This window comes from Thalassolituus sp. (assembly GCF_984348125.1).
Genome location: NZ_CFHJLR010000011.1, coordinates 35,457 through 60,762, shown reverse-complemented (window position 1 = coordinate 60,762; position 25,306 = coordinate 35,457). Strand labels below are relative to the sequence as shown.

At 50.4% G+C, this 25,306-nt stretch carries 22 protein-coding genes; 16 read left to right on the top strand and 6 right to left on the bottom strand.

All coding sequences use genetic code 11. The features are described from left to right. Positions 1-87 precede the first annotated feature (87 nt). From ccoP to ccoN, 4 genes are read right to left on the bottom strand one after another with little or no spacing between them, the layout of a single operon-like run. On the bottom strand, positions 88-1,002 hold the full coding sequence (gene ccoP, locus AC5E51_RS09510) for a cytochrome-c oxidase, cbb3-type subunit III (RefSeq protein WP_491778495.1): 915 nt from the start codon (positions 1,000-1,002) through the stop codon (positions 88-90). Positions 1,003-1,004: 2 nt separating this feature from the next. After that, entirely contained in the window at positions 1,005-1,181 is a 177-nt protein-coding gene (locus AC5E51_RS09505; protein ID WP_491778494.1) for a cbb3-type cytochrome oxidase subunit 3, read from the bottom strand. Between the two features lie 4 nt (positions 1,182-1,185). Further along, positions 1,186-1,791, bottom strand: a complete 606-nt coding sequence (gene ccoO, locus AC5E51_RS09500) for a cytochrome-c oxidase, cbb3-type subunit II (protein WP_297532365.1) — start codon at positions 1,789-1,791, stop codon at positions 1,186-1,188. 15 nt (positions 1,792-1,806) lie between these two features. After that, positions 1,807-3,234 (bottom strand): cytochrome-c oxidase, cbb3-type subunit I, encoded by a 1,428-nt coding sequence (gene ccoN / locus AC5E51_RS09495; protein WP_076517093.1) that lies wholly within the window; start codon positions 3,232-3,234, stop codon positions 1,807-1,809. Positions 3,235-3,656: 422 nt separating this feature from the next. On the opposite strand from ccoN, the gene AC5E51_RS09490 reads away from it, so the two are divergent. Then, positions 3,657-4,307, top strand: coding sequence for an alpha/beta fold hydrolase (locus tag AC5E51_RS09490; RefSeq protein ID WP_491778493.1), 651 nt, complete (start codon positions 3,657-3,659; stop codon positions 4,305-4,307). 59 nt (positions 4,308-4,366) lie between these two features. Here AC5E51_RS09490 and AC5E51_RS09485 read toward each other — a convergent pair whose 3' ends face one another. Continuing rightward, the gene (locus AC5E51_RS09485; protein WP_297533628.1) at positions 4,367-4,648 is read right to left on the bottom strand and encodes an antibiotic biosynthesis monooxygenase family protein; all 282 of its coding nucleotides are present in this window, start codon (positions 4,646-4,648) and stop codon (positions 4,367-4,369) included. Between the two features lie 101 nt (positions 4,649-4,749). Between AC5E51_RS09485 and AC5E51_RS09480 the strand changes: the two genes are divergently transcribed. From AC5E51_RS09480 to AC5E51_RS09415, 14 genes are all read left to right on the top strand, one after another. Further along, a complete protein-coding gene (locus AC5E51_RS09480) occupies positions 4,750-5,712 on the top strand; it encodes a helix-turn-helix transcriptional regulator (RefSeq protein WP_491778492.1) in 963 nt (320 codons plus the stop codon). A gap of 385 nt (positions 5,713-6,097) precedes the next feature. After that, the gene (locus AC5E51_RS09475) at positions 6,098-7,081 is read left to right on the top strand and encodes a LysM peptidoglycan-binding domain-containing protein (RefSeq protein WP_491778491.1); all 984 of its coding nucleotides are present in this window, start codon (positions 6,098-6,100) and stop codon (positions 7,079-7,081) included. After that, positions 7,069-7,464, top strand: coding sequence for a hypothetical protein (locus AC5E51_RS09470; RefSeq protein ID WP_491778490.1), 396 nt, complete (start codon positions 7,069-7,071; stop codon positions 7,462-7,464). Before AC5E51_RS09475 ends, AC5E51_RS09470 begins: the two co-directional genes overlap by 13 nt. Before the next feature lie 92 nt (positions 7,465-7,556). After that, entirely contained in the window at positions 7,557-8,132 is a 576-nt protein-coding gene (locus AC5E51_RS09465; protein WP_488046124.1) for a hypothetical protein, read from the top strand. Between the two features lie 142 nt (positions 8,133-8,274). Beyond that, complete coding sequence (locus AC5E51_RS09460) at positions 8,275-10,707, top strand: type I restriction-modification system subunit M (protein ID WP_491778489.1); 2,433 nt, start codon at positions 8,275-8,277, stop codon at positions 10,705-10,707. 2 nt (positions 10,708-10,709) lie between these two features. After that, positions 10,710-12,041, top strand: coding sequence for a restriction endonuclease subunit S (locus AC5E51_RS09455; RefSeq protein ID WP_491778488.1), 1,332 nt, complete (start codon positions 10,710-10,712; stop codon positions 12,039-12,041). Positions 12,042-12,056: 15 nt separating this feature from the next. Then, complete coding sequence (locus AC5E51_RS09450; RefSeq protein ID WP_491778487.1) at positions 12,057-13,268, top strand: DUF4268 domain-containing protein; 1,212 nt, start codon at positions 12,057-12,059, stop codon at positions 13,266-13,268. 10 nt (positions 13,269-13,278) lie between these two features. Further along, positions 13,279-14,718, top strand: coding sequence for a DUF262 domain-containing protein (locus AC5E51_RS09445; protein ID WP_488046128.1), 1,440 nt, complete (start codon positions 13,279-13,281; stop codon positions 14,716-14,718). Then, a complete protein-coding gene (locus AC5E51_RS09440; protein ID WP_491778486.1) occupies positions 14,715-16,877 on the top strand; it encodes a DUF262 domain-containing protein in 2,163 nt (720 codons plus the stop codon). Before AC5E51_RS09445 ends, AC5E51_RS09440 begins: the two co-directional genes overlap by 4 nt. Further along, positions 16,867-19,911: a type I restriction endonuclease subunit R gene (locus AC5E51_RS09435; RefSeq protein ID WP_491778485.1), complete on the top strand. Its 3,045-nt coding sequence runs from the start codon at positions 16,867-16,869 to the stop codon at positions 19,909-19,911. The genes AC5E51_RS09440 and AC5E51_RS09435 overlap by 11 nt, the downstream gene beginning before the upstream one ends. Beyond that, a complete protein-coding gene (locus AC5E51_RS09430; protein ID WP_491778484.1) occupies positions 19,908-20,447 on the top strand; it encodes a hypothetical protein in 540 nt (179 codons plus the stop codon). Before AC5E51_RS09435 ends, AC5E51_RS09430 begins: the two co-directional genes overlap by 4 nt. Before the next feature lie 105 nt (positions 20,448-20,552). Further along, entirely contained in the window at positions 20,553-21,101 is a 549-nt protein-coding gene (locus AC5E51_RS09425) for an outer membrane beta-barrel protein (protein WP_491778483.1), read from the top strand. Positions 21,102-21,140: 39 nt separating this feature from the next. Further along, positions 21,141-21,521, top strand: a complete 381-nt coding sequence (locus AC5E51_RS09420) for a DUF3127 domain-containing protein (RefSeq protein WP_491778482.1) — start codon at positions 21,141-21,143, stop codon at positions 21,519-21,521. 70 nt (positions 21,522-21,591) lie between these two features. Beyond that, entirely contained in the window at positions 21,592-22,287 is a 696-nt protein-coding gene (locus AC5E51_RS09415; protein ID WP_491778481.1) for an SDR family NAD(P)-dependent oxidoreductase, read from the top strand. Between the two features lies 1 nt (position 22,288). Here AC5E51_RS09415 and AC5E51_RS09410 read toward each other — a convergent pair whose 3' ends face one another. Beyond that, the gene (locus AC5E51_RS09410; RefSeq protein ID WP_491778480.1) at positions 22,289-24,091 is read right to left on the bottom strand and encodes a beta-ketoacyl synthase; all 1,803 of its coding nucleotides are present in this window, start codon (positions 24,089-24,091) and stop codon (positions 22,289-22,291) included. A 148-nt stretch (positions 24,092-24,239) separates the two neighbouring features. On the opposite strand from AC5E51_RS09410, the gene AC5E51_RS09405 reads away from it, so the two are divergent. After that, on the top strand, positions 24,240-25,244 hold the full coding sequence (locus tag AC5E51_RS09405) for a GlxA family transcriptional regulator (RefSeq protein ID WP_491778479.1): 1,005 nt from the start codon (positions 24,240-24,242) through the stop codon (positions 25,242-25,244). The last annotated feature ends 62 nt before the right edge of the window (positions 25,245-25,306 follow it).

Below are 25,306 nucleotides of genomic sequence, written 5' to 3'. Positions count from 1 at the left end.
GTAGGTCGGGATAAAAAAAGCGGCCCGTAGGCCGCTTTTTCTTATTTTCTTGCTCTAGCTCAAGAGGGGAGCGGAGCCCCCGCTTGATTACTTGTCTTGCGACAGAGAATAGACGTACGCAGACAGAACGTGAACTTTCTCTTCGCCGAGAATCTCAGCCTGAGCAGGCATTCTGCCGGCGCGACCGTAGCGGAGAGTAGTTTCGATCTGCTTGGTAGAACCACCATAGAGCCAGATTTCGTCAGTCAGGTTAGGTGCACCAACGAGTTGGTTACCTTTGCCGTCTGCACCGTGACAAGCAACACACAGCATGTCGTACTGTGGCTTGGCTTTGGCAGCAGCTTCTGCATTGTGCTCAAGGCCTGACAGGCTACGAACGTACTGAGCCATGTCTTTGGTGCCTTGTTCACCCAGAGCAGCTTCCCACGCAGGCATTGCCGCCTGACGACCATACATAATGGTCTGCTTGATCTGAGCTGGCTCGCCACCGTACAGCCAATCGTGGTCTGTCAGGTTCGGGAAGCCTTGTGCACCCATGGCGTTAGAGCCGTGGCATACCGCGCAGTAACTCTTGAACAGGCGACCACCGGTCTGCATCGCTTCTTCGTTCTGAGCAAGCTCAGCGATTGGCGTAGCAAGGTAGCCAGCGTACAGAGGAGCGATCTTCTCATCGAACGCCTGAACTTCGGCTTTCCACTGGTTGGTCTGTGTCCAGGTAACGTCTTCGCCGTCAACTTTAACGGTACCGAAACCGTCGAAGTTAGCCAGGCCATAGATGCCGATGTAACCGAAACCGAATACGATGGTTGCCCAGAACATACCTACCCACCAACGTGGCAGAGGGTTGTCCAGTTCTTCGATACCGTCGTAAGAGTGGCCGGTAGTTTCGTCTGTTTCTTCTTTCTTCTGACCTTTACTGGTGTAAAGGATCAGGATACCGCAGGCAATCATGGACCCGATGACAATCGCCTGGACCCAGAAACTCCAAAATGAGCTCAACATAATTATTTACTCCGATCTTTATCGTCGTCCGCGGGCATTTCTGAGTTATCCCGGAATGGGATATCGCCGTCATCCTTGAAGCGCTGCTTACGGCTTGAACCGTAAGCCCACCAGATGATGCCCATGAAAGCGATCAGAGCGAATACTGATCCAAGGCCGCGAACGTCGTTAATATCCATAGGGTTACCGTTTAGTGACGACTGTGCCCAGCTGCTGCAGATAAGCAACCAGAGCTTCGATTTCGGTGACACCGTCAACCGCGTCTTTTGCACCTTCAATGTCTTCGTCTGTGTAAGGTACGCCGACCATACGCAGAGCTTTCAGCTTGTTAGGTGTATCACGACCGTCAACCTTGTCTTCGAACAACCATGGGTAAGATGGCATTACAGACTCAGGTACAACGTCACGCGGGTTGTACAGGTGCGCACGGTGCCACTCATCAGAGTAACGACCACCCACACGGGCCAGATCAGGACCAGTACGCTTAGAACCCCACAGGAATGGGTGCTCGTAAACGTGTTCACCTGAGGTAGATGGAGGACCATAACGCTCAGTTTCTGCGCGGAACGGACGAACCATCTGGGTGTGACATACCGCGCAACCTTCACGCATGTAGATGTCACGGCCTTCAACCTGAAGTGCAGTCAGCGGCTTCAGGCCTTCAGCAGGTTGTTGAGTGTTCTTATCAAAGAAGAGTGGAACAATCTCAGCGAGACCCGCCCAGCTCAGTGCGATAACAATCAGCACCACCATGAGCGGTAAGTTCTTTTCAATATTCTCGTGCTTAATCATTTACCGAACTCCTTAAGCGTGTGCCGCAACCGCGGCTTCTTTCTTAGCTTCGCGGGTGGTCATGAACACGTTGAACAGCATGATCAGCATACCGGTCAGGAAGAATGCACCGCCCAGAACACGAACCACGTAACCGCCGTGAGAAGCTTCTACAGATTCAACGAAGGAGTAGGTCAGGGAACCGTCTTCGTTTACTGCACGCCACATCAGACCCTGCATAATGCCGTTCACCCACATTGCTGCGATGTACAGAACAGTACCGATAGTCGCCAGCCAGAAGTGAACATTGATCAGGCCGATAGAGTACATCTGACCCGCCTTACGACCGAACATAATAGGAATCAGGTGATACAGAGCACCGATAGATACCATCGCGACCCAACCCAGAGCGCCTGAGTGTACGTGGCCAATAGTCCAGTCAGTGTTGTGAGACAGTGCGTTAACAGTCTTGATAGACATCATCGGGCCTTCGAAGGTAGACATACCGTAGAAAGACAGAGATACAACCAGGAAGCGCAGGATAGGGTCAGTACGCAGTTTGTGCCAAGCACCTGACAGAGTCATCATACCGTTGATCATACCGCCCCATGATGGCGCCAGCAGGATCAGAGACATAACCATACCTGAAGTCTGAGCCCAGTCTGGCAGAGCAGAGTAGTGCAGGTGGTGAGCACCAGCCCAAACGTAGATAGAAATCAGTGCCCAGAAGTGAACGATCGACAGACGGTAAGAGTAAACCGGACGACCAGCCTGCTTAGGCACGAAGTAATACATGATACCCAGGAAGCCAGCAGTCAGGAAGAAACCTACCGCGTTGTGGCCCCACCACCATTGAATCATGGCGTCTACGGTACCCGCCCATACAGAGTAAGACTTGGTCAGTGACACAGGCACTGCCAGGTTGTTACCCACGTACAGGATCGCAATCATGATCATGAATGCAGCGAAGAACCAGTTAGCAACGTAGATGTGGCTTTCTTTACGGATAGCCAGCGTGCCAAGGAAGTTAATCACATAAGAAACCCAGACCAGAGTTACCAGGATGTCGATTGGCCATTCCAGTTCTGCGTACTCTTTAGTAGAGGTCAGACCCATAGGAAGAGTGATGGCTGCTGCAACGATCACTGCCTGCCACCCCCAGAAGGTGAAGCTTGCCAGAGTGTCTGAGAACAGACGGGTACGACATGTGCGCTGAACAATGTAATAGGAGGTTGCGAACAGAGCGCAGCCGCCGAAGGCGAAAATCACCGCATTGGTGTGGAGAGGACGGAGACGTCCGAAAGAGAACCAAGGGGTATCGAAGTTCAGTTGAGGCCATGCCAGCTGAGCAGCGATGAGTACACCGACTGCCATGCCAACAACACCCCAGACAACAGTCATGATGGCAAACTGTCTTACCACCTTATAGTTGTATTCTGGATGGTCAAATGCTGTGCTCATGATCAGATTCCATTAAACAGCGAGGGTTAGAGGGTTAAAAAATCGGCGCAATTATCGTCGCTGGCATCCCCATTTGCAAATAATCCATGTAAAAAAAGTGCCATAAATACAGCGGCTTAGGGCAGTTTTTACACGAATGATAATCAAATGAGAATCAATCGTATTGACGTTCGGTTGGAAATCTGACAGTTTTACGTGCCTCGCCAGGACATAAACTTCAGCCCCAACCTGCGCATACTCCAATTTTACCGCACCTTTGCAGCCCAATTGCAGCCCCTGCATGGTATTACTGTCGTAAACAGGAGTATTGACCCAGCTCAAGCCTTGACGCAGAACGCCTGAAAGCCAGAATACGCGCCGTAAGAACCACGAATTAAGAAGCTTCAGAAGCGTCAGTCAGAAAAATATAAGAGGAGCACCATATGGCCAGTGAACAGACTCAGGAAATACTCGACTCCATCATCATTGATGGGAAAGAGGGCCAGCCAACACTGATCCTGGCGCACGGCGCAGGTGCAGATTTATCAAGTGAATTCATGGCTGACATGGCTGGTAAGATCGCGGCGCACGGTATTCGCGTGATGCGGTTTAACTTCCCATACATGATTAAGCGCGCGCAAGATGGCAAGAAACGACCACCAGACCGCGCTCCAAAACTTATTGATGCTTACGCAGAACTTGTTGAAGAGCTGGATACTCCATGCGTCATTGGTGGTAAAAGCATGGGTGGGCGTATCGCCAGCATGCTTGCCAACGGCAATGATGTGCCTACACAGGTGCAAGGCTGCGTCGCATTGGGTTACCCATTCCACCCGCCGGGGAAACCAGACAACCTGAGAACAGAACACCTGTTAGCAGTTAATACGCCGACGTTAATTGCACAGGGCACACGCGACGCGATGGGGGCAAAAGAAGAGGTATCGGGTTACGGGTTAGATAAAACACTCGAACTGGTCTGGCTCGAAGACGGAAACCACGACCTGAAACCAAGAAAGGCATCCGGTTATACCCATGATGCCCACCTTCAAGCAACCGCAAAACACGTCGCCGACTTTGTAAAACGCTGCCTGTAGGAGGGGATCACATCCCCGACCTGTGCGCTACAGATTCGCGAACCCCATACTTCTGCACATCATGCCGTCAGAATCGTGATCTTCTCCTGCGTTTCCAGAATCGGCTGAATCGACGCAATCACATTGGCACGCTCTGGCGACTTAGCCCACGCCTGCCAGGCTTCAACGCTCGTCCAGTTAGTGATAATCATCCGGCGGTTCTCTTTCTTCACATCTTTATAGCTGGCACCTGACACATAACCCGGCGCTTCGAGAATCGCACGCAAGGTGTTCTTAACCGCAGCTTCATACGTCGTTTCCATATCTGCGGCAATCTCGCGCTCGATAATCACTTTAATCATTGCAGGGGCTTCCTTCTGATGTTTCTCAATATCAAGTAAGGTATGGGCCGAGGGTGTGTATTGCAACCACGAAAACCCAAAAAGCGGAACAAAGAACCAATATGGCCAACAGCGACCTGATTCAGCGACTTCACCGCCTGTTCTCTGAACAGACAACGGGCCTAAACACCATGATGCTCGCCGCAGAAACCGGCGTTGGCCCGGCCGAGCTACAAAGTGCATTGCAACAACTTAAAAGCGACTACAACGCACCGCTGGAATACGACACCAACAGCCGCACCTACCGCTATCGTAAAACCCAGGAGCAAAGCTTCGAACTGCCGGGCCTGCAACTTACCGCGACCGAACTTCGTGGCTTGGCTATCGTCCTTAACATACTTAATGACCTGAACCCCGGGCAGGGCAGCGGCGAACTGAACCGCATCCATGAACAGGTCTCGCGCCTGACGGAAGAACGCGGTGTTGACCTTAGCGAACTGACACAACGCATCCGCATCCTCAGTGCCACGCGCCGTCCGGTAAACCAGAACATCTACCAGCAAGTCAGTGACGCACTGTTTGCGCGAAAACAACTGCACATCCATTACGTCGCCAGTGACCAAAGCCTCAGTGAGCGTAACGTCAGCCCACAAACGCTGGTTTACTACCGAGACCACTGGTACCTCGACGCCTGGTGCCACAAACGCAAGCAACTGCGCACTTTTATGCTCAGCCGCATTAACAGTGCGTACCAAACCAGCGAAAGTGCAAAAGAGTTTGAACAGAGCGAACTCAACGACCACTTCCATAATAGCTATGGCATCTTCTCTGGCGGCGAACAGCACACCGCAGAGCTCATCTTTATGCCCGGTGCCGCCCACCTCGTCGCGCAACAGCAATGGCACCCTGAGGCCCAAGGGCAATGGAAGGGTGATGAATACCATCTGAGCCTGCCGTACAATGACCAGCGTGAATTACTCAGAGACATGCTCTCTTATGCCCCCAACGTCATCATCACAGCTCCCGAAGACCTCAAATCAGCGTACCGAAAACGCCTGCAGGAAGCACTGAACCGTAACCTGTAATCCGGATTACATGGTGGATACTGCATTCTTATATTGATTGTAGGAGGGAAGCTTCTTCCCGAACCATGTTTGATATCCGATTCTGCAGGAGCGCTTCAGCCAGCTTGCCTGGCTATGCGCGAAATCCGCGTGAAACTGCTCTGTGTTGATTGTGGGAACGAATCAGCCGCAGGTTAACCACAAGACCCATATTTGTAGGAGGGGATCATATCCCCGATCTGTGCCTCTAGGATTGGCTTCGCTGTAGGAGCGCTTCAGCCAGCTTGCCTGGCTATGCGAGAAGGTCACTATGCCGATTGTGGGAGTGAATCAGCCGAAGGCTATTCGCGAAAATACCCATGTAAGGTATAGTCTGGCCAAACTTATCGAACAAAAGGATTTGTAAGTGTCCGTAGCGCAGCAACCAATTCAATATCTCGAATACCGGGTAAAACCGGGCGATACACTTTCATTCATCCTTTCTCAGTTTTACGACGTTAATTTTGGTTCCAGCGAATACAAACGACGTGTCACCGGTATAATGGAACTAAACCCTCACATCTCGAACCCTGATCGAATAACTGCTGGAGATTTGCTTGTCCTGGAAGCGTCTGCTGGGCCGCAGATGTGTCTTGCTCCTCAAGAGAACCAGCCAAAACTGTTTAAAGCTCCCGCTCCACAGATTTTAAGTTCAGTCCCTCGCGACAGTGACCCCGACTTCTATGCGTTGAGTTGGTTAGCAAGTAATGCGAATTATCTGACCCTTCCCGGAAGTGTCGCACTGGGAGGCCAGGGCAACCTCCTTAGTGGCGGCAACATCGGCCTGATCGACAAAGTGAGTGAGCTTTACGCTGACTACAAGTCAGGAAAACTCACCAAAGGTCAGTATGACTATCAGCGCAAGCTGACCCTTGACCAGTTTCGCAAAAACATCGGCCCATTCGAGAAAGTACTCTACGGAAAGAAAACTCCGCATGAGGTTATTCGGATAGCGCGGGGCGGTGCTGTACCGGCAACGGCGAATATTGCAGCAAATACCCAACAACTAAGGAAGCTTGCGGCGATGGCGAAACATGGCGGGATCGTACTGACAGGCGTTGGTGTGGCTGCTTCTTGTGTTCAGATAGCGGATGCGGATAGTAATAAAAAGAAGAATGAGATATTTATTGAAACTCTTGCAAGCACGACCATCGGTGCCGCGGGAAGTTATGCTGTAGGCTTGTTTTTGATATCAAATCCAGTGGGGTGGGGGACAGCTATTGTCTTGGCTGCAGGTACAGTTGCAGCGGGTTACTTAGCTGGGAAAGGCGCAAGAGCAGCTTATGATCTTACAGGGGCAAAGGTAGATTTTGTTTCGGGCACAGGGGTTGGTTCGATATGTCGCAGGTGATGATGGAGCAAGCTTTCCTCCTTATGATGTACTCGTTTGCAGCATTCTGGATATGGACAATGATATCGGTCGGCTTCCTGCTAGCTACGCCGAAGGCCTTTCTGGAAAAATACTTTTGCCCGCCATATTTCCGCTCGGCAGAGGTCATCATATTTTCAGGTTTTCCTTCAAACCTGATCCGTAACGTAATGTTTATTCGTTTGCTGGCTTCGCCGTCATCAGGGAGAGTGCGTGGCCTGACCGACGCATATCGAGACGTTCCCTCGTGGCTCATTACTTACGCCAAAGTTCTGTACATCAGTCTTATCCTGGTACTGATCTGGATGTTCGGCATGTTGGCATTCTGGGGGGGCTATATTGCGTACGACCGTTGGTTCGCCTGATCACTTATTCAGGCTTTTGAAGTTGTCGCCCCTTGATCAATAACAGGACATAGGCCAAAACCACATAATGCGTTATCGGAAATGGACTCCATATGGCTCAATCACTTCAAGTACTCTCAAAGCTATTGTTATGGCCAATTTTAGTAAGTATCTCATTGGCTTTCTTTATCGCGTTTCTGGTCATTCCCTTACCTTGGATCAAAGGAATTGCATTACTAACGATCCTTTTGGCGCTGCTTGTACTCATCCGGCCTTTGGCCTGGATGATTGGTGAAACTTCAAGTAAGTGGGGAGAGTTTCTGGAAATCGATCAACCACTCAAATTAACGTTCAACACTCTTACTGATCATTTCAGTCGAGTGGGGTTCTGGGCGGTTTTTCTGGTTGCGATTGGAGGTTCCATAAAGCACGCGATTCAGAATGGATACAGTCATGCCGGTTTATTGTACCTGGGGCTTGCGCTTGTCATCATCGCGTATATCGCTGTCTTGGCGTTGAGTGGCTTAATCTTTCTCTGGCGAACCGTAAGGTTAACCACTGGAGCGACAACTAACTGGAAGATTCTCTTCACTGTAGGGTACAGCACAGCCTTTCTCTGTGTTTGTTCGTTATCGACCCATTTTGCCCTCGCAGGCCTCGAAGGTTACCTGATCTACCTTGAGGGTTAGAGCTAGCGTTTCAGGGTGAGCCAACCGCGCCAATTGCCACTTACTCAGATCATTGGGTCTGGTACGATACGCCCTACACCAGCAGGGACGCGACATCACCTGCTTAATCGTTTTCAGAGTTACAAGGTTTGCAGGAACACCCATGGACCACTCCGTACACAACAAACTCGTCTCCTTCATCTGGAGCATCGCCGACGACTGTCTGCGTGATGTCTATGTCCGTGGCAAATACCGCGACGTCATCCTGCCCATGGTTGTACTGCGCCGCTTAGACACCCTGTTAGAGCCATCCAAGCAGGCCGTACTCGATGAAGTGCGTTTCCAGAAAGAAGAGATGGACGCCACCGAGCTGGACGACGAACCACTCAAGCAGGCCTCAGGCTATGTGTTCTACAACGTCTCCAAATGGACGCTCACCAGCCTCTACAACACGGCCACCAACAACCGCCAGATACTGCTCGCCAACTTTGACGAGTACTTAAACGGCTTCAGCAGCAATGTGCAGGAAATCATCGAGCGCTTCGAGCTGAAAAGCAAAATCCAGCACATGGCCAACAAAGACGTACTGCTTGATGTGGTCGAGAAGTTCGTCTCACCCAAAATCAACCTGACCCCACACGACACCACCGACCCCGATGGTTACAAACTCCCGGCGCTGTCGAATCTAGGCATGGGCTATGTGTTTGAAGAACTGATCCGCAAGTTCAACGAAGAAAACAACGAAGAGGCCGGTGAGCACTTTACCCCGCGTGAAGTGATCGAACTCATGACCCACTTAGTCTTTGACCCCATCAAAGACAACCTGCCGCTCACCATCACCGTCTACGACCCGGCCTGCGGCAGCGGCGGTATGCTCACCGAATCGCAGAACTTTATCGAAGAAAAATACCCGACCACGGGCTCAAAGCGCGATATCTACCTGTTCGGCAAAGAAATCAACGACGAAACCTACGCCATCTGTAAGTCAGACATGATGATCAAGGGCAACAACCCCGAGAACATCAAAGTCGGCTCAACCCTGTCGACCGACGAATTCGCCACACTGCGCTTTGACTTTATGCTCTCTAACCCGCCTTACGGCAAAAGCTGGGCCTCAGAGCAGAAGCACATCAAAGACGGCAGCGACGTCATCGACCCGCGCTTTAAAATTAAGCTCAATAACTATTGGGGCGTCGCCGAAGACTGCGACGCCACACCGCGCTCCAGCGATGGCCAGCTGCTGTTTCTGATGGAAATGGTCAGCAAGATGAAAGACCCGGGCAACACCAACGGCACCCGTATTGCCTCGGTGCATAATGGCTCCAGCCTGTTTACCGGCGACGCCGGTGGCGGCGAAAGCAACATCCGCCGCTACATCATCGAGAACGACTGGCTCGATGCCATTGTGCAGTTGCCCAACAACCTGTTCTACAACACAGGTATTACCACCTACATCTGGCTGCTGAACAACAACAAACCGGCATCGCGCCGGGGCAAAGTGCAACTGATCGACGCCAGCCTGCTGTACCGCAAACTGCGTAAAAACCTCGGCAACAAAAACTGTGAGTTCTCGCCAGAACATATCGACGAGATTACCCGCACCTATCTGCAATGCGCGGCTATTGAGCGTGAACTGGACACAAATGGCGACCCAACCGGCCTCGCCAGCCAGGTGTTTAACAACAGCGACTTCGGCTACTACAAAATCACCATCGAGCGCCCGGATCGCCGCGCCGCTCAATTCAGTACCGAGCGCATTGCGGGGCTACGTTTTGATAAACAGATCGCCGACGTGATGGAACACCTCTACAACGAATACGGCGATCTGGTGTACGAAGTCAAAGGCCACGGCAAAGACGGCAAACAGAGCTTCTTAAAAAGCATCGACAAAGCCGTCATCAACTGGTGCGAAGACAACGACATCAGCCTTAATGCCAAAGCAAAAACCAAACTGCTCGACGTAAAAGTGTGGCAAGGCCTGAAAGCCCTGCACGACAACGCCACTACCTTGATGCAGGCCATGGGCGAAGAGACGTACTACGACTTTAACCGCTTTAAAGATCAGATTGATTTCAACCTGAAGCAGGGCGGCATCAAGCTCAGCGCCAGCGAGAAAAACGCCATCCTCAATGCCGTCAGCTGGTACGACGAACGCGCCGAAAAAGTCATTAAAAAGATCGTCAAACTCAAAGGCGATAAACTCACCGACCTGCTTGAACATCTGGGCTGCGAGCGACATCAGTTGCCTGACTTTGGTTACTACCCATCTGAGTTAGAAAACGAATACGTCACTTTTGATTCCAGCAGCGACCTGCGCGACAGCGAATCCATACCGCTGTCAGGCTCACAAAGTGACAACGCGGGTGTGATTCACCAGTACTTCCTCGACGAAGTAAAACCCCATGTCAGCGAAGCCTGGATCAACCTTGATTCTGTCAAAATCGGCTACGAGATCAGCTTTAACAAATACTTCTACCGCCACAAGCCGCTGCGATCATTAGATGAAGTCGCCAACGACATTATCGCGCTGGAACAGAAAGCCGAAGGCTTGATTGCTCAAATTTTGGGTGTCGATGTAGAGCAGGTGCAGGGATAAGTATGGATGCTATAGCAAAGATGCCGACATACGAGGCGTATAAAGATTCCGGGGTCGAGTGGCTGGGGGAGGTTCCTTCTCACTGGAAAAGTTATCCTCTTTGTGCAAAATCAAATTTGAAATCAGTTTCAAATAATGAAAATGAAGAATTGCTCTCAGTGTATCTTGATAGGGGAGTTATCAAATTTGATGAAGTCGATGCAAAACGAACTAATGTAACTAGTTTGGATTTGAGTAAGTATCAGTTGGTTGAACCCGGCGACTTCGTTTTGAATAATCAGCAAGCATGGAGAGGATCTGTTGGTATATCGAAGTATAGAGGTATTGTAAGCCCTGCATATTTAATTTTATCTATATCTCAAGATATTTCTCCTGAATTTGGAAATTATCTATTTCGGGATGGCGCCATGGTAGCCAACTATTTAGTGTGCTCGAAAGGCGTAGGTACGATACAGAGAAACTTGTATTGGCCACAGTTGAAGCGGACTTTATTGTTTTATCCTTCTCTCGAAGAACAAACCCTGATCGCCAACTTCCTCGACCAGAAAACCGCCCAGATCGACGAAGCCATCGCCATCAAAGAGCAGCAGATCGCGCTGCTGAAAGAACGCAAACAGATCATCATTCAGAAAGCCGTGACCCAGGGCCTTGACCCGGATGTGCCGATAAAAGACTCCGGTGTCGATTGGATTGGCGAGATACCGGCGCATTGGGAAGTAAAAAAATTGAGGTACTTAGGAGAAACTCAAAATGGAATTAGCGCAGGTGCTGAATACTTTGGAGAAGGGTTTCCTTTCGTAAGTTATGGCGATGTGTACAAAAATAGGATGTTGCCTGCTTCAGTTGAAGGGCTTGCTAAATCCACACTGAATGATCAGAAATTGTATTCGGTTAATACTGGAGATGTATTCTTTACAAGAACATCAGAAACAGTTGATGAAATTGGATTCGCCTCGGTATGTTTTAAAACCATTGAAAACGCCACGTTTGCAGGATTCCTTATCCGTTTTAGACCAAGTTCAGACGAGCTAACTAAAGAGTTTTCTAGGTTCTATTTTAATTCCGATTTAATGAGACAGTACTTCGTTCGAGAAATGAACTTGGTTATCCGGGCATCATTAAGTCAAGAGCTTCTTAAAGATCTCCCCGTCGTTTTACCTTCTTCTGAGGAGCAACTCATAATATATGAGTATCTAGAAAAAATAGGTGCAAGGATTGATTCTTCAATCTCTGTACAACTCAATCAAATCACCAAACTCAAAGAATACAAAACCACGCTGATCAATAGCGCCGTCACCGGCAAAATCCGTATCACCCCGGAAATGGTCGCGTAAGAGCAAGGATGCCCTATGTTTACTGTTAATCACCAGACCAATCGTATCAGCCCGGTAAAGATTAAAACCTTCAGTGAACTGGGCTTTACCGAGCGCAAGCATTTGCAGGAGTGGCTGGCACACCAGCCCGATGCCTTAGGTGAAGAGTTACTGATTATCCAGAAAGAGTTCGACGGCTTCGATGACACGCGCGAGCGCTTAGACCTGCTGGCGCTGGATAAAGCCGGCAACCTGGTGATTATTGAAAACAAACTCGACGATAGTGGCCGCGATGTGGTCTGGCAGGCACTGAAATACGCGTCTTATTGTGCGAGTTTAACCAAGGCCCAGATCGTTGAGGTGTATCAGCAGTATCTGCATCGTTACTCTTCTCAGATTAACCCTACGACAGAAACGAGTGACATTCTTGCTCACCCACTTGCTCACCCTGGCCAACCCACGCAAGAAAACAGACAGGATGCCGCAACCCGAATCTGTGAGTTTCTTGAAGCGCCCGATCTGGATGAAATCAAACTCAATCAGGGCAACAGCCAGCGCTTGATGCTGGTAGCAGCGAACTTCCGTAAAGAAGTCACCAGCACCGCACTCTGGTTATTGCAGCAGGGTTTAAACGTACAGTGCTTTAAAGTCACACCGTATGCCTTGGGCGAGCAACTGCTGATCAATATCGACCAGATTATTCCACCGCCCGAAGCCAAAGAACTCATGATTGGCATCAGTGCCAAAGAAGCCGACGAAAAGAACACCGAAGTCGTCGCCCGTCATCGCTATACCGTTCGTCGTGAATACTGGGAGCGTGCGCTCGATCTCTTCCGTAACAGCCGCTGTAATCTTTACGACAACATCAGCGCCAGTAAAGACCACTGGCTCAGCGCGGGCTCAGGCCTTTCTGGTTGTACTTACAACCTGATCTTTAATCAGAAAGAGTTGAGAGTCGAACTCTGGATCAGCCGCGCCAGCGCTGAAGAAAATACCTTTATCTTCGATGAGCTGTTAAAGCAACAGAGCACTATTGAAGACGCCTTCGGCGAACCACTGGAGTGGTTGCGCCTTGAAGGCAAAAAATCCTGCCGCATCCAGTTTTCGCACCCCGCTGAAGGCTTTAACAAAGAACAGTGGCCAGAATTTTCAGCGTGGCACCTTGAACACATGACCCGCCTTGAAAAGGCGATAAAGCAACCGTTACAACAAGCTGCTGACGCTTTGCGCCAACACGATTTCGCTTAAGGATAGCGTCATGGAAGATACCAATAGCATTCAGGTCGCGACCTGCACCGGCGCAGAGCTGTTTTCCGCTGCGCTTGGCTCTCAAAGCACTGCTGAATCACCATCGCTAAAATGCAGCGAAGGCTTGGCTATTTGTGGGCGTTTGACCATCCCTGAGTATCAGCGACCCTACCGCTGGGGTGCGCAACAGCTTGAAAATCTGTTGTCGGATATACAAGCGCACAAGCAGCGAACACCTGACCTTCCGTATTATCTGGGCAGCCTGATTCTGCACCAGGCACATACTCCTGCTGATGCAGGTCATACCAGCCATCTGAATATCATTGATGGCCAGCAGCGAATTACCACACTCGCTTTGTTGGCTCTGGTGTTGGGTGAGAATCGATTGCAGGCCGGAAGCCTAAGCCTTGAGCATCCGATCAGTCAGAATAACGTGGTCAAGAATATAACCTGGCTGAAAGAACAGGATATTGAAGAACTGAAGCGCACTGTTAACTTGAGCGAGCTTCAGTTCAGCTTAGTAGTCACTCAGTCTGAGGACGACGCCTATCGCTTTTTCGAAACTCAGAATACCGGCGGTGTGCGCTTATCCGGACCTGACATCATCAAGGCGCATCATTTGCGTGCAGTTGATCGCGCTTATTTAAAGGACTACGCACTGAAATGGGAGAGCTTAGGCAACCTGAATAAGTCAGTATTGGCGATTCTGCGAGGGCGTTATTGGCAGAGGATTGGCTGGTGCGACCTGCCGCGCCATAACCAGAAGCCCCAGATCAGGGATACGGTGGTCAATGAACTGGCATCGAAAACCGGTAATGCGGGTGTCGATATCTCTTATGGCCGTATGAAGCGTGTCATCACACATTCTGGTGTTATCAGCATGAGTACTCCTGGCCAGGGCTATGACATGCGCCAGCCACTGAATGCCGGCACCAATACTATTCACTATGTCGAGTATTTTCAGCGACTGTACCAGCGCTACTGGCAGTCTCCTGAGTCTGTCCATGTTCAGGGGTACAGTGAGTTTATTGCCTGGCTCAAACGACAGAAGGGCTGTGGCTATCTGCAGGACTTATTTGAATCCTGTTTATTGCTTTATATCAGCCAGTTTGGTGAAGAGAAGCTCACGGCTGCCGCAAAGAAAATTTTTCGTGTCGTGTATTCCCGTCGGGTGAGTAACCAGAAGGCCGTACGCGAAAACTCTGTTCCGGCGTTTGTTAAAGATTATCCGGTACTGGACTGGATTGTTATGAGCTTTACACCAGAGCAATGCTTTGCTCGGTTTGATGACTTTAAGCTGGAAGTCGATCCAAGCAATCTCGATAAGAAAAGCATCAAGCGGCGCTATATGAACGAGGTTGTTAAAGTTTTTGGTCTAACTCTGTCGGAGGATGATTACAAAACGCAGTTTGCGGATGCGCTGTCACGGAAAATAAGGGAGTTAGTATGACGGCAGAAGCTACAGTGCACGAACAGGCTGCAGTTCAGGCTGAGCTGTTGAATCTTGCATCAGTCGTCGAGCAGGGTATCTCGTTTTCGATTCCTTCGTACCAGAGGCCGTACGTGTGGAGTCAGGATGACGCCGCCAGGCTTTGGGACGATATCGTCAATGCTTATAAGGCGAGCGAGTCTGAATATTTTATTGGTACGACCCTGTCAGCACGGGTGACTGCCAAGGAAAAAGAGCCTGAAGACAAGTCATCTGTTTATGAGTTGATAGATGGTCAGCAGCGCACTACCACACTAACCCTGATTGCTCTGGCATTCAGGGCGGCCGGGGTTGAATGCGACCTTGAAAAAGCAGCTGTTATCGAAAAGAAGCCACGCCTCACATTTGAAATCAGAGAGTCCGTTCAGAACCTGGTAGGCAGTGCTGCAGGGCTTGAAGTAACGAAACCGGGCATTGACGCGATTGATTCGGATGAATACTTGCGGCATATCCATGCCAACCTGAAGTTCTTTATTCAGAAAGTTCAGGGGCTTAAAAAAGGTGGGTTCGAAAAGAGTGACGAAACTGACTCGGGTGATGCGCACGCTGAAGTCACGGCCAGAGCGCTGGCCAACTATATTTATCGGCAGGTTCACTGGGTAAACAATATCGTGCCTCAGAACCTCGACTTGAATCGCTTGTTTGCCAGTATGAACACCGCAGGCATACAGCTTGAGCCGGTCGATCTGTTGAAGGCAAAGCTGTTCAAGAAGATCAAAACTGAGAAAGCTCTGTATAGCCTGATCTGGCAGGCGTGTGAACATCAGGATAATTACTTTGAGCGTAACCTGCGCCAGCTATTTCCTAATGCAGACTGGAGCACAATCGAATACAAAGATTTAAGTAAGTTCAGGCGTGAGTTTTTTGTGGCAAGCGAAGGCGCTGATGGTCAGCATGGCACAGATAATAGCTCATCCATGTCGCTGCTGGAGCTGTTCGAAGATGCTACGAAGCTTGCTGCTACAACCGAGCGTCGTGATAACTCACAAAAGCCAGGAAGTAGCTTCGAAACTGCGCAAGGCGAGCATATAAGCGGCAAAAACTCAGACGATACCGAAGATGGCGTAGCTTTAGATAAGGAGGGTGATAAAGCCGCTGTGTATTGTGAGGCGATAGTCAGCTTCGAGCTCTTGCTTATTCATACGCTTCGTATCTTCTGTGCATGCAATGACCGACCCGACCTGGAGCCGCGAATTAAAGCCGGTAATCTTATGGCCTGCTTCGAGGTTCTGGTCGATAGCCCAGAAGCGGAGATCAAGGCATTTGTTGAGTTGCTATGGCAGGTACGGTATCAGTTTGATACCTGGGTGGTTAAGTGGGTTGAGCACACCGACAGGAACGATCGCCAGCTCAGACTGACTAACCTGAGTCGATCAAAGTCGTCGGGTAAGTTCTATATATCCCGTTCAATCCGTGATGTGGGTTTACTGGCACAGTTGCAGTCTGTTCTTAACTTTACAGGTGACAGATCCGCCCAATATTGGTTAACCGCATTACTTGCTCAGTTGGTTGCTGCACCAGAACAAAGCTATGAGCAGGTGGTGCAGCTTCTCGAAAGCATTGATAATCAACTGTCGTTAGCTGAAGACACGCAAAAGGTTGCAAGCTTTACGCTAGCTAAAGGACTGCCTGTTGATGTAAAGAACTGGGCCAGTCAGGAAGAATATCTTAGTGAGTCAAAGGGCACATCGTTTGAACACTACTGGTTCCAGAAGCTGGAGTACGTCTTGTGGAAAGCAGCTATCGAAGAGGAATCGGGTGATCTCGATAGAATCAGACGATATCGAATCACCTCAAAGAACTCCGTAGAGCATGTTCACCCTCAGCATGAAGAGTTTAAACGCAAACTGGGCGGCGAAGGCGACCCGTTGAATGCGTTCGGAAACCTGGTTCTGCTTAGCCCGGGCGAGAATTCGTCGTATGGCAATCAGACGGTGGGTAAGAAGATGGATGACTTCATTAACAAGCCGGGCATTGATTCTATGAAGCTGCGCCAGATATATCGTGCGTATGAGGAGGCTGGGCGAACCTGGAACACGGAACAGGTAGAGAAGCATCAGCGGAAAATGCTAAAACTACTGTGCGAGCACTACAAATCAGGGAGTATTGATGGCCAGTAAGACGAACGAGCAGGCACTTGAAGCAGCGATAGAACAGGCACTTACAGGTATGACCACCGAGGCTGTCCGTGACGCGGGCAGTTTGGCTGAAACACCTGCCAAAGCGATGGTGGGCGACAATGGCTTTAAGATGGGTGTGCCCACCGATTTCGATGCTCAGTACGCGCTGGATACCAAGTTCTTCTGGCAATTCCTTGAAGCAACGCAGGCGGATACGCTGGCCAGGCTGCAAAAGCATAACCCGACTGACTGGCAGCGTAAGATACTCGAGCGCTTTGATCGTCTGATCAAAAAACATGGCATTCTGCATCTGTTGAAGAAAGGCCTACAGGTGGATGATGCCCAGTTTCACCTGATGTATCCCGCACCGCTGGCCAGCAGCAGCGATAAGGTCAAAGAACAGTTCGCTACCAATATTTTCAGTTGTACCCGTCAGTTGCGTTATTCGCTGGCAAACCCCAGGGAAGAGATTGATATCGTAATCTTCCTCAACGGTATCCCGCTGATTACGATGGAGCTTAAAAACGCCTGGACCGGTCAGACAGCGCGTTACCACGGCCAGAAGCAGTATCGTGAAGATCGTGATACCAGCCAGCCGTTGCTGCAGTTTGGTCGTTGTCTGGTGCATATGGCGGTCGATACCGACGAAGTCTATATGACCACTAAGCTCGCCGGTAAAAGCACTTTCTTCCTGCCGTTTAACAAGGGCCATAACTTTGGGCAGGGGAATCCGCCTAGCCCGAATGGTCATAAAACGGCCTACCTGTGGGAAGAAGTATTCACCAAAGAAAGCCTGGCCAACATTATTCAGCATTTTGTTCGCTTAGATGGCACTGCAAGTACGCCACTGAATAAACGCACCTTGTTCTTCCCCCGTTATCACCAGTTAGATGTGGTACGAAAGCTGGTGAAAGATGCTGCGGTTAATGGTGTGGGTAAGACGTATCTGATTCAGCATTCTGCCGGTTCGGGCAAGTCAAACTCGATTACCTGGGCAGCGTACCAGTTGATTGAGGCTTACCCGGAAACTGCCGAGGCTGCGAATGGCCGCAGCATAGAGCAACCCCTGTTTGACTCGGTAATTGTGGTGACAGATCGCCGCCTGCTCGATAAACAGCTGCGCGACAATATCAAAGAGTTTGCCGAGGTTAAGAACATTGTCGCCCCGGCGCAGAAATCGGCGGACCTTAAGGCGGCTCTTGAGGCCGGCAAAAAAATCATTATCACGACGATTCAGAAGTTTCCGTTTATCGTCGACGGTATTGAAGACCTGAGTGAGAAGCGCTTTGCGGTTATTATCGACGAGGCGCACAGCTCGCAGTCGGGCAGTGCCCACGGCAAAATGAATCAGGCGATGGGTGTTGATGGTTCAGAAGAGCCTGACGATATTCAGGACAAGATCATCGAGGCGATTCGCTCACGCAAACGCCGTACTAATGCCTCGTATCTGGCGTTTACCGCAACTCCCAAGAACATCACCCTTGAAAAGTTTGGTGAAAAGCAGCCAGACGGCACCTTCAAGCCGTTTCACCTGTATTCAATGAAGCAGGCCATCGAAGAAGGGTTTATTCTCGATGTGCTGGCAAATTACACCACCTATCGCAGTTACTACGAGATTACCAAGTCGATAGCTGAAAACCCGATATTCGATACGGTTAAGGCGCAGAAGAAGCTCAGAGCCTATGTTGAACGCAGTCAGCAGACGATTGATATTAAAGCCGAGATTATGCTCGATCACTTTACCGAGCAGGTGGTGAACACCAAAAAGCTCAAAGGCAAAGCGAAAGGCATGGTGGTAACTCAGAACATTGAAGCCGCTATCCGTTACTACAAAGCCATCAGCCGCCAGTTGGCGTTGCGTGGTAATCCGTTTAAGGCGGTTATTGCCTTCTCTGGAACAAAAGAAGTGGACGGCATTGAATACACCGAAGCCGATATAAATGGCTTTGGCGAAGGCGAGACGAAAGACAAGTTCGACACCGATGAATACCGTATTCTGGTGGTTGCAAACAAATACCTGACGGGATTTGACCAGCCCAAGCTCAGTGCCATGTACGTTGATAAGAAATTAACATCGGTACTATGTGTTCAGACTCTGTCGCGGCTGAACCGATCTGCGCCAAAACTTGGTAAGAAAACCGAAGACCTGTTTGTGCTGGATTTCTTCAATTCAGTCGATGACATCAAGCTCGCCTTTGATGATTTTTATACATCGACGTCGCTGTCTGAAGCCACTGACATTAACGTACTGAACGACCTCAAAGATGAGCTTGAAGCCTATGGTGTGTATGAGTGGTTCGAGGTGGAGAACTTCGTTAAACGGTATTTCAATAACGAAGACGCGCAGACCCTCAGCCCGATTATTGATGTTGCCGCTGCCCGCTTTGAGCATGAGCTGGAGTTAGAGCACCAGCAGAAAGTCGACTTTAAAGTCAAAGCGAAGCAGTACGTTAAGATATACAGCCAGATGGCGTCCATCATGCCGTATGAAGTCGCGGACTGGGAAAAGCTCTTCTGGTTCTTAAAATTTCTGATCCCGAAACTGAAACTTCAGGACCCGCAGGCCGACTCCATCGACGAGCTGCTGGATTCGGTCGATCTAAGTTCGTACGGCCTTGAACGTGATAGGTTAGGCCAGTCTATTGGTCTGGATTTATCCGAGACCGAACTTGACCCACAGAACCCCAATACCCGCGGCGGGCACGGCACTGAAAGCGAAGAAAATCCGCTGGATGAGATTATCCGCACGTTTAACGAACGCTGGTTCCAGGATTGGAGCGCAACCCCTGAAGAACAGCGGGTGAAGTTTATAAGCGTGAAAGATGGGGTGAGTAACCACCCGGAATTTGAAGATAAGTATCTCAATGACGCCGATCCCCAGAACCGAAATCTTGCGTTAAATAAGATTGTGAAAGAAGTCATGCTGAATAAGCGTAAAGACGATATGGAACTGTATCGGCTTTTCTTCGGAGATGATGCTTTCCGAAGTGCGTTGGTTAAGAGCCTTGAGAACAGTTTTTTGAAGGTGTGGTGATATTTCGTATCGAAACAGACGTATCTGAGTGCCAGTCAATCGTATTCGATATTGATGATTACCTTGATGTGCTCGACCCTTCTATCGGCGAGAAACAGGCAATGTTTCTTCCCATGGTTAATCTTTCTGTCGCAGAAGGCTGGTCGCCGATTGAACTGTCGTATTTTCAGAATGAAGGCACCGTAGATCTTGCTGATGTAAGTCTCTGGAAGTCGGGCCTTTTGCTGATGAACCAGAAAGGCTATGACGCTTTGCACGATGTGCTTACTGCTAATGGTGAGTTCTTGACTTGTGAACTACATGGGAAGACTGCTTTTATCTTTAACTGTCTTGAGTTGAAGCCAGAAAATGGCGCAAAGGTAAGTTACAAAGAAAAAAACGGGTGGAAGCAGTCTGTTGACGCAATTGAATTTCCCGACGGTTGGAATGAGCCGCTTTTTAAGTTTAAGAATGAGCTGACGTTTAACTTGTATGGTTCTGAAGCATTTAAAGTTGCTTACGACTCAAATGAGCTGAAGGGGCTGTGCTTTCACTAGTTTCGTAACTAGGCCACTTCATCAGGCTCTTTTCCGGCCACTCTTGGCCACGTCCTAACACCCGTTCTACTCTTTATTCATCCTTCACAATAATTTTGGCTGAGTATGATTAATAAGAAACTAGTAGTAACGGGTTGCTTTGCACTTTCATTTGTAGCGCACGCAGAGCGGCCAGTCGTCGAGCATGGTTTGATCGCGGGTGCATCTGTTCAGGTGGGTAGCTATGAAGAAGACGGTGCGGATAGCGTATCTCCTATTGGTGGGCTGCTTTCTCTTGAGAAGCCTTTGATTGATAACTTCAGCTTGAGAGCGGATTACGCCTTTGGCCTGGAGGCTGATTCTACTGAGGTAGGTACAACCGAAGTCGATGTCTCTTTGGGTAATATGTTCTCGGGGTTTGCCAAGGTTCAGACCAGTGACATCGCTGGTTTCCGGCTTTATGGCTTGCTGGGGGTGAGTAAGGCGGAATTCAGGGCCGAAGTCGTCGATACGGAAGGCGAAACCACTGATGGCGATACTGACCTGTCGTATGGCTTGGGAGTGACTGCAGGTATTAAGCCGGGCCTTACAGTGAATGGCGAGTTCATTTCTTATCTTTCAGAAGATGACTATTCCTATTCTGGGTTTAACTTCGGGCTTTCAAAGCTTTTCTGACCTCCTTACAATGACACCATCTTTTACGAGGAGCACAGCATGGCCAAGGGTTTTGAAGTTACGGGAATCATCCACACCATCGGTGAGACGCAGTCGTTCGGTCAGAACGGGTTCACTAAGCGTGAGTTTGTGGTCAAACTGACCGGTGAAGGCGAGAAGGAAGAGTACCCGAACTACGTGGCTCTTGAGTTGATCAAAGATAAGTGTGCTCTGATGGACAGCTATCAGCCGGGTGATGAGGTTAAGGTTCAGTTCAATCTGAACGGTCGCCTCTGGAATGCGCCGGGTAAGCCAGAGAAGTGCTTTACCAGTTTGCAGGCGTGGCGTGTGGAGCGTATGGACGATGTGCCTCAGTTTGCTCAGCAGCAGCCAGCGCCGTCTCAGGCCTATAATGATTTTGATGACGACGTGCCGTTCTAAATGGGCAGTCTGAATTAATGAAGGCGCGGTGATCGCGCCTTTTTTGTGGATCGGATTCAGGAGAGTGCTAATGCGTGTGTTGATTGCCGGGTCATCGGGGGCCATTGCCGAAGCTGTCGCCAAGCGAATGCGAGATGAGGGCGATTATGTATTCACCTTGAGCCGGTCGGGTGAGCCTTCGGCGACGCACTGTGTCGCCGATCTGACCAAGCCATCTTCCGTCGAGCAGGTAAAAGCATTCGTTGAGAAGTGTGGGCCACTGGATGCGGTGTTCTGTGGCACTGGGTTGTTGCACGGTGGTTGGAATATGCCCGAGAAGTCGCTGTCACAGCTGTCGATGGAGTGGCTTCAGCAGAACATGTTGGTAAACGTTCAGACGCACATTCATCTCGCACAAGCCGTTGAGCCACTTGTAAAACGTTCGTCGCCCATTAAGTGGGTGTCTCTTTCTGCAATGGTTGGCAGCATGGAAGATAATGGCTTGGGCGGTTGGTACAGTTACCGTATGAGTAAGGCCGCCCTGAATATGTTTATTCGTAATCTGTCGATTGAGTGGTCGCGGAAGGCACCAGGCAGTGTGGTTGTGGCTCAGCACCCGGGCACTACGGATTCACGTTTGTCAGAGCCGTTTCAGGCTGGGATTGCCGAGGGCAAGTTGTATACCCGCGAGCAAACCGCTGAGCGCCTGGTCAATGTTATGAGAGGGCTGACGCCTGAACAGAACGGGCGTTTGTTGCATTGGGACGGAAGTGTGATTCCTTTTTGATCTAGAATCTTACTCTTTCAGCCCATCCCGGTAATTTCATTCCTTCCGCACTCAATTCAATATCATCCGGCTCCGGCTGGGCTTCTTTATCGCGGTAGGGCAGTGGTAAGTTCTCTTTCGCTACAGCGCTCAGGTACTGCTGCTGACTCTCCCTGATCTTCTCATTTCTTGCTATGTAGCTGTGCCATTCGGCTTCGGTGACGAGTGTTTTCAGGTGTTCACGGCTTGCTTGTCCGCTCAGCACCCAGGCACTGGCATTGTTTCCTCCAAAGCCTTTGCTGTTAATAAAACAGACCGGGATATCTTCGGCTGAAACCTTGGTGTGGCTCAGCGGAATCGTCAGATGCGACTGATGCACGTCGGGTGCGATTTCGCTGGCGGTGGTAATGCCGGGCAGGACACCGTAGTTCCATGATCCCAGGGCCATCAGCAGCTGGTCGGCGGACGCGGCCGAGATGGAGTGCCCTAAGTGGGCTTTCACTGCGCAGACGGGCCACTTGCTGATGCCAAACTCTTTGGCAAGCCGGTTAAACATGTCTGATTCGGTAGTACGGTTTTGTGGAGTGCTGCTGCCGTGAGCCTGCACAAAGCTCTTCTGTAGGGCATCGTCTCCCAGAGCGGTTTTACTCAGGGTACGTTTTGCGCTGGCCATGGCTTTTCCCATGGTGATGTAGTTGCCAATGCCCGGTGCCGAGATGGAGCGTTTATAGCCATCTGCGTGGATAAATACGTCGCCAATACTCCCGAGTATATTCAGCCCAAGCTCGAGCGCGGTATCCCGACTGGTGAGCACGAAGCACTGAGCCGACTCTGCCAGAGTAAAACCAACGTTCTGAGCGAAGGGTCGGGAAGCACGGCGAAATTCAGGTTGTTGATTGTTGCTCAGACCTTCAAGTTTTTGCAGGCGCTCTTCCGTAGCGAGTGCTCCCATCGCATTAAAGCCCTCAACAATGCCCGGGATGAGCGGCGCTTCGCTGTTACCTGTGAGGACAAGCTTACGGCGACCGCTGCGGATATCATCAAGGGCCATCCGCAGGTTGTAGAGGAAGCTGGCACAGGCGCCGTTGTTGCTTCCGGTGGCCCCAGCGTTACCAAGCAGGTAGGCGTTGATAAAGTCGGCGGGCATGGTGGATATGCCCATTGGTAACTGGCGGGAGGTGTTGCGCTGGCCCATCAAGGGGGCACATAACATGCCGCCGAACCCCTGTATATCTAGCTGACCCGCCGTCGAGCCCATATAAACGGCAATGTCATCGGGGCAGAGGTGTTGCTTGATGTCATCGGCACTCATACCCAGGTTGCCCAGCGCGTCTGCTGCGGCGTACAGCGCCAGTTGTAATCCGCGAGGGTGGTGTTTCGAGTTGTAGAGGCTGGCGACGTCAAATCCGGTCGGGATCTGACCAGCGCTTTGCACATCGCAGCGTTTGTAGGTCTCTCGATAGATTTTGCTGGGTGTGGTTTTATCTGTCGAAGTTATACCGTTATCTATGTTCGATTCTTTCGCTTGAGCTTCTTCTTGTTCCTGAATCTCGTTGAAAATCATGGCGTCGGGATTCCAGCCACGTAGGTCAGGGCAGTCTTTGTCCCAGGCCCGGACAAGCGAATTATTGAGAACCTCGTGAGGTGGTTGGTCAGTCAGATTTGCCAACTCATTCTGCAGTTCTGTTTGCTGAACGGGGGAGAGTGCATCGTAAATAATCCGTCGATACGCTTGATGGCCAGAGGCACGCCCAGCGGCGTTGATACCGCCGAACGCGGCAATCACTACATCGGTGATTTCAGGAGAGTAAGTTGAATCAGACACAGTGGCCTCCGGCATATAATCAAGCAAGGTTTTGGGCGTTTGCCCGAGTGTGCCCACACAGTGTGCTCCGGATTCAGTTCTTCGGAATAGAATAAAAATGACGTATAGTGGTATTTAAAAGACATATTTGGCAAATCTGGAGGTGTTTTTGCTAAATCGATCTGACTTTCATGTCAGCGTTCTGCAGCTCGATCAGATGCTCTTGTCCAGCCTGGCAATGCCGCTTGAAATGCTCCATGCCGCGGTGAGCTACCATCGCACCAAAAGCCGTTCGCGATTGAGTCTGAATGTCGAATCAGTGTCCGTTACTGAGAATTGTCAGCCAATCGGTGGGCTCGAGATCGTTAGTGGAACGCCTTTGGCGGATGTAGGTAAGACCGATCTGGTGATCGTGCCTGCCATGTGGCGTAATCCATTACGAAAGTTAGATCCATCAGACCCTGTCTGTGAATGGCTCAGGCAGCGTTATTCCGGCGGTGCGGCTGTCATGAGTATCGGTACAGGGGCCTGGCTTCTGGCGAAGGCGGGGCTGCTTAATGGTCAGGCTGCGACCACCCATTGGCATGCTCTGAATGATTTTGAGCACGATTTTCCGGATGTTAGCCTGCAGCGCGATCACCTGCTGACGCAGGCAGGGCGTATTTATTGCGCAGCCAGTATTAATTCAGGCGCTGACCTGATGATTCACCTGATCGGTACATTGTTTAATAACGAAACCGCCGCCTACGTTGAGCGGCAATTCTCTCCCGAAGCCCGTATGTCCTTCGATAAAAGAGTGTTTACTGAAGGAGCCCCACAGCACGCTGATGAAGCCATCGCACTCGCACAGAGTTGGTTGCACCAGCACTGGCAGGAACCTCTGTCGATGGACCGGATTTCTGAGATTGCCGGATTAAGCCCTAGGCAGCTGAGTCGGCGCTTCAAAAAGGTGACCGGCGAGTCCCCGGGGCAGTATCTGCTTCATCTCAAGTGTCGTTTTGGTAAGGAGTGGCTTAAAAACAGTGACCTCTCAATAGCAGAGATCGCTCAGATGTGCGGATTCAGTGATGCCAGTCATTTCGGGCGCATCTTTCGTCGTTGGCAGGGCGTGGCGCCATCTGACTACCGACGGGCAGTCCGGGCCAAGCTATTCAGCGTGAACAGTCAGTTTTAGCAAAAGAGATTAATTTTCACTTCCAGGAACAAAAGTCTGGCTGGTAATGTCTGACCGGAGGT

What these genes read in the sequence shown, in the direction of transcription:
- ccoP (WP_491778495.1), bottom strand. Translation starts at nt 1,002, where the DNA reads ATGTTGAGCTCATTTTGGAGTTTCTGGGTCCAGGCGATTGTCATCGGG.
- AC5E51_RS09505 (WP_491778494.1), bottom strand. Translation starts at nt 1,181, where the DNA reads ATGGATATTAACGACGTTCGCGGCCTTGGATCAGTATTCGCTCTGATC.
- ccoN (WP_076517093.1), bottom strand. Translation starts at nt 3,234, where the DNA reads ATGAGCACAGCATTTGACCATCCAGAATACAACTATAAGGTGGTAAGA.
- AC5E51_RS09490 (WP_491778493.1), top strand. Translation starts at nt 3,657, where the DNA reads ATGGCCAGTGAACAGACTCAGGAAATACTCGACTCCATCATCATTGAT.
- AC5E51_RS09485 (WP_297533628.1), bottom strand. Translation starts at nt 4,648, where the DNA reads ATGATTAAAGTGATTATCGAGCGCGAGATTGCCGCAGATATGGAAACG.
- AC5E51_RS09480 (WP_491778492.1), top strand. Translation starts at nt 4,750, where the DNA reads ATGGCCAACAGCGACCTGATTCAGCGACTTCACCGCCTGTTCTCTGAA.
- AC5E51_RS09470 (WP_491778490.1), top strand. Translation starts at nt 7,069, where the DNA reads ATGTCGCAGGTGATGATGGAGCAAGCTTTCCTCCTTATGATGTACTCG.
- AC5E51_RS09465 (WP_488046124.1), top strand. Translation starts at nt 7,557, where the DNA reads ATGGCTCAATCACTTCAAGTACTCTCAAAGCTATTGTTATGGCCAATT.
- AC5E51_RS09460 (WP_491778489.1), top strand. Translation starts at nt 8,275, where the DNA reads ATGGACCACTCCGTACACAACAAACTCGTCTCCTTCATCTGGAGCATC.
- AC5E51_RS09455 (WP_491778488.1), top strand. Translation starts at nt 10,710, where the DNA reads ATGGATGCTATAGCAAAGATGCCGACATACGAGGCGTATAAAGATTCC.
- AC5E51_RS09450 (WP_491778487.1), top strand. Translation starts at nt 12,057, where the DNA reads ATGTTTACTGTTAATCACCAGACCAATCGTATCAGCCCGGTAAAGATT.
- AC5E51_RS09445 (WP_488046128.1), top strand. Translation starts at nt 13,279, where the DNA reads ATGGAAGATACCAATAGCATTCAGGTCGCGACCTGCACCGGCGCAGAG.
- AC5E51_RS09440 (WP_491778486.1), top strand. Translation starts at nt 14,715, where the DNA reads ATGACGGCAGAAGCTACAGTGCACGAACAGGCTGCAGTTCAGGCTGAG.
- AC5E51_RS09435 (WP_491778485.1), top strand. Translation starts at nt 16,867, where the DNA reads ATGGCCAGTAAGACGAACGAGCAGGCACTTGAAGCAGCGATAGAACAG.
- AC5E51_RS09425 (WP_491778483.1), top strand. Translation starts at nt 20,553, where the DNA reads ATGATTAATAAGAAACTAGTAGTAACGGGTTGCTTTGCACTTTCATTT.
- AC5E51_RS09420 (WP_491778482.1), top strand. Translation starts at nt 21,141, where the DNA reads ATGGCCAAGGGTTTTGAAGTTACGGGAATCATCCACACCATCGGTGAG.
- AC5E51_RS09415 (WP_491778481.1), top strand. Translation starts at nt 21,592, where the DNA reads ATGCGTGTGTTGATTGCCGGGTCATCGGGGGCCATTGCCGAAGCTGTC.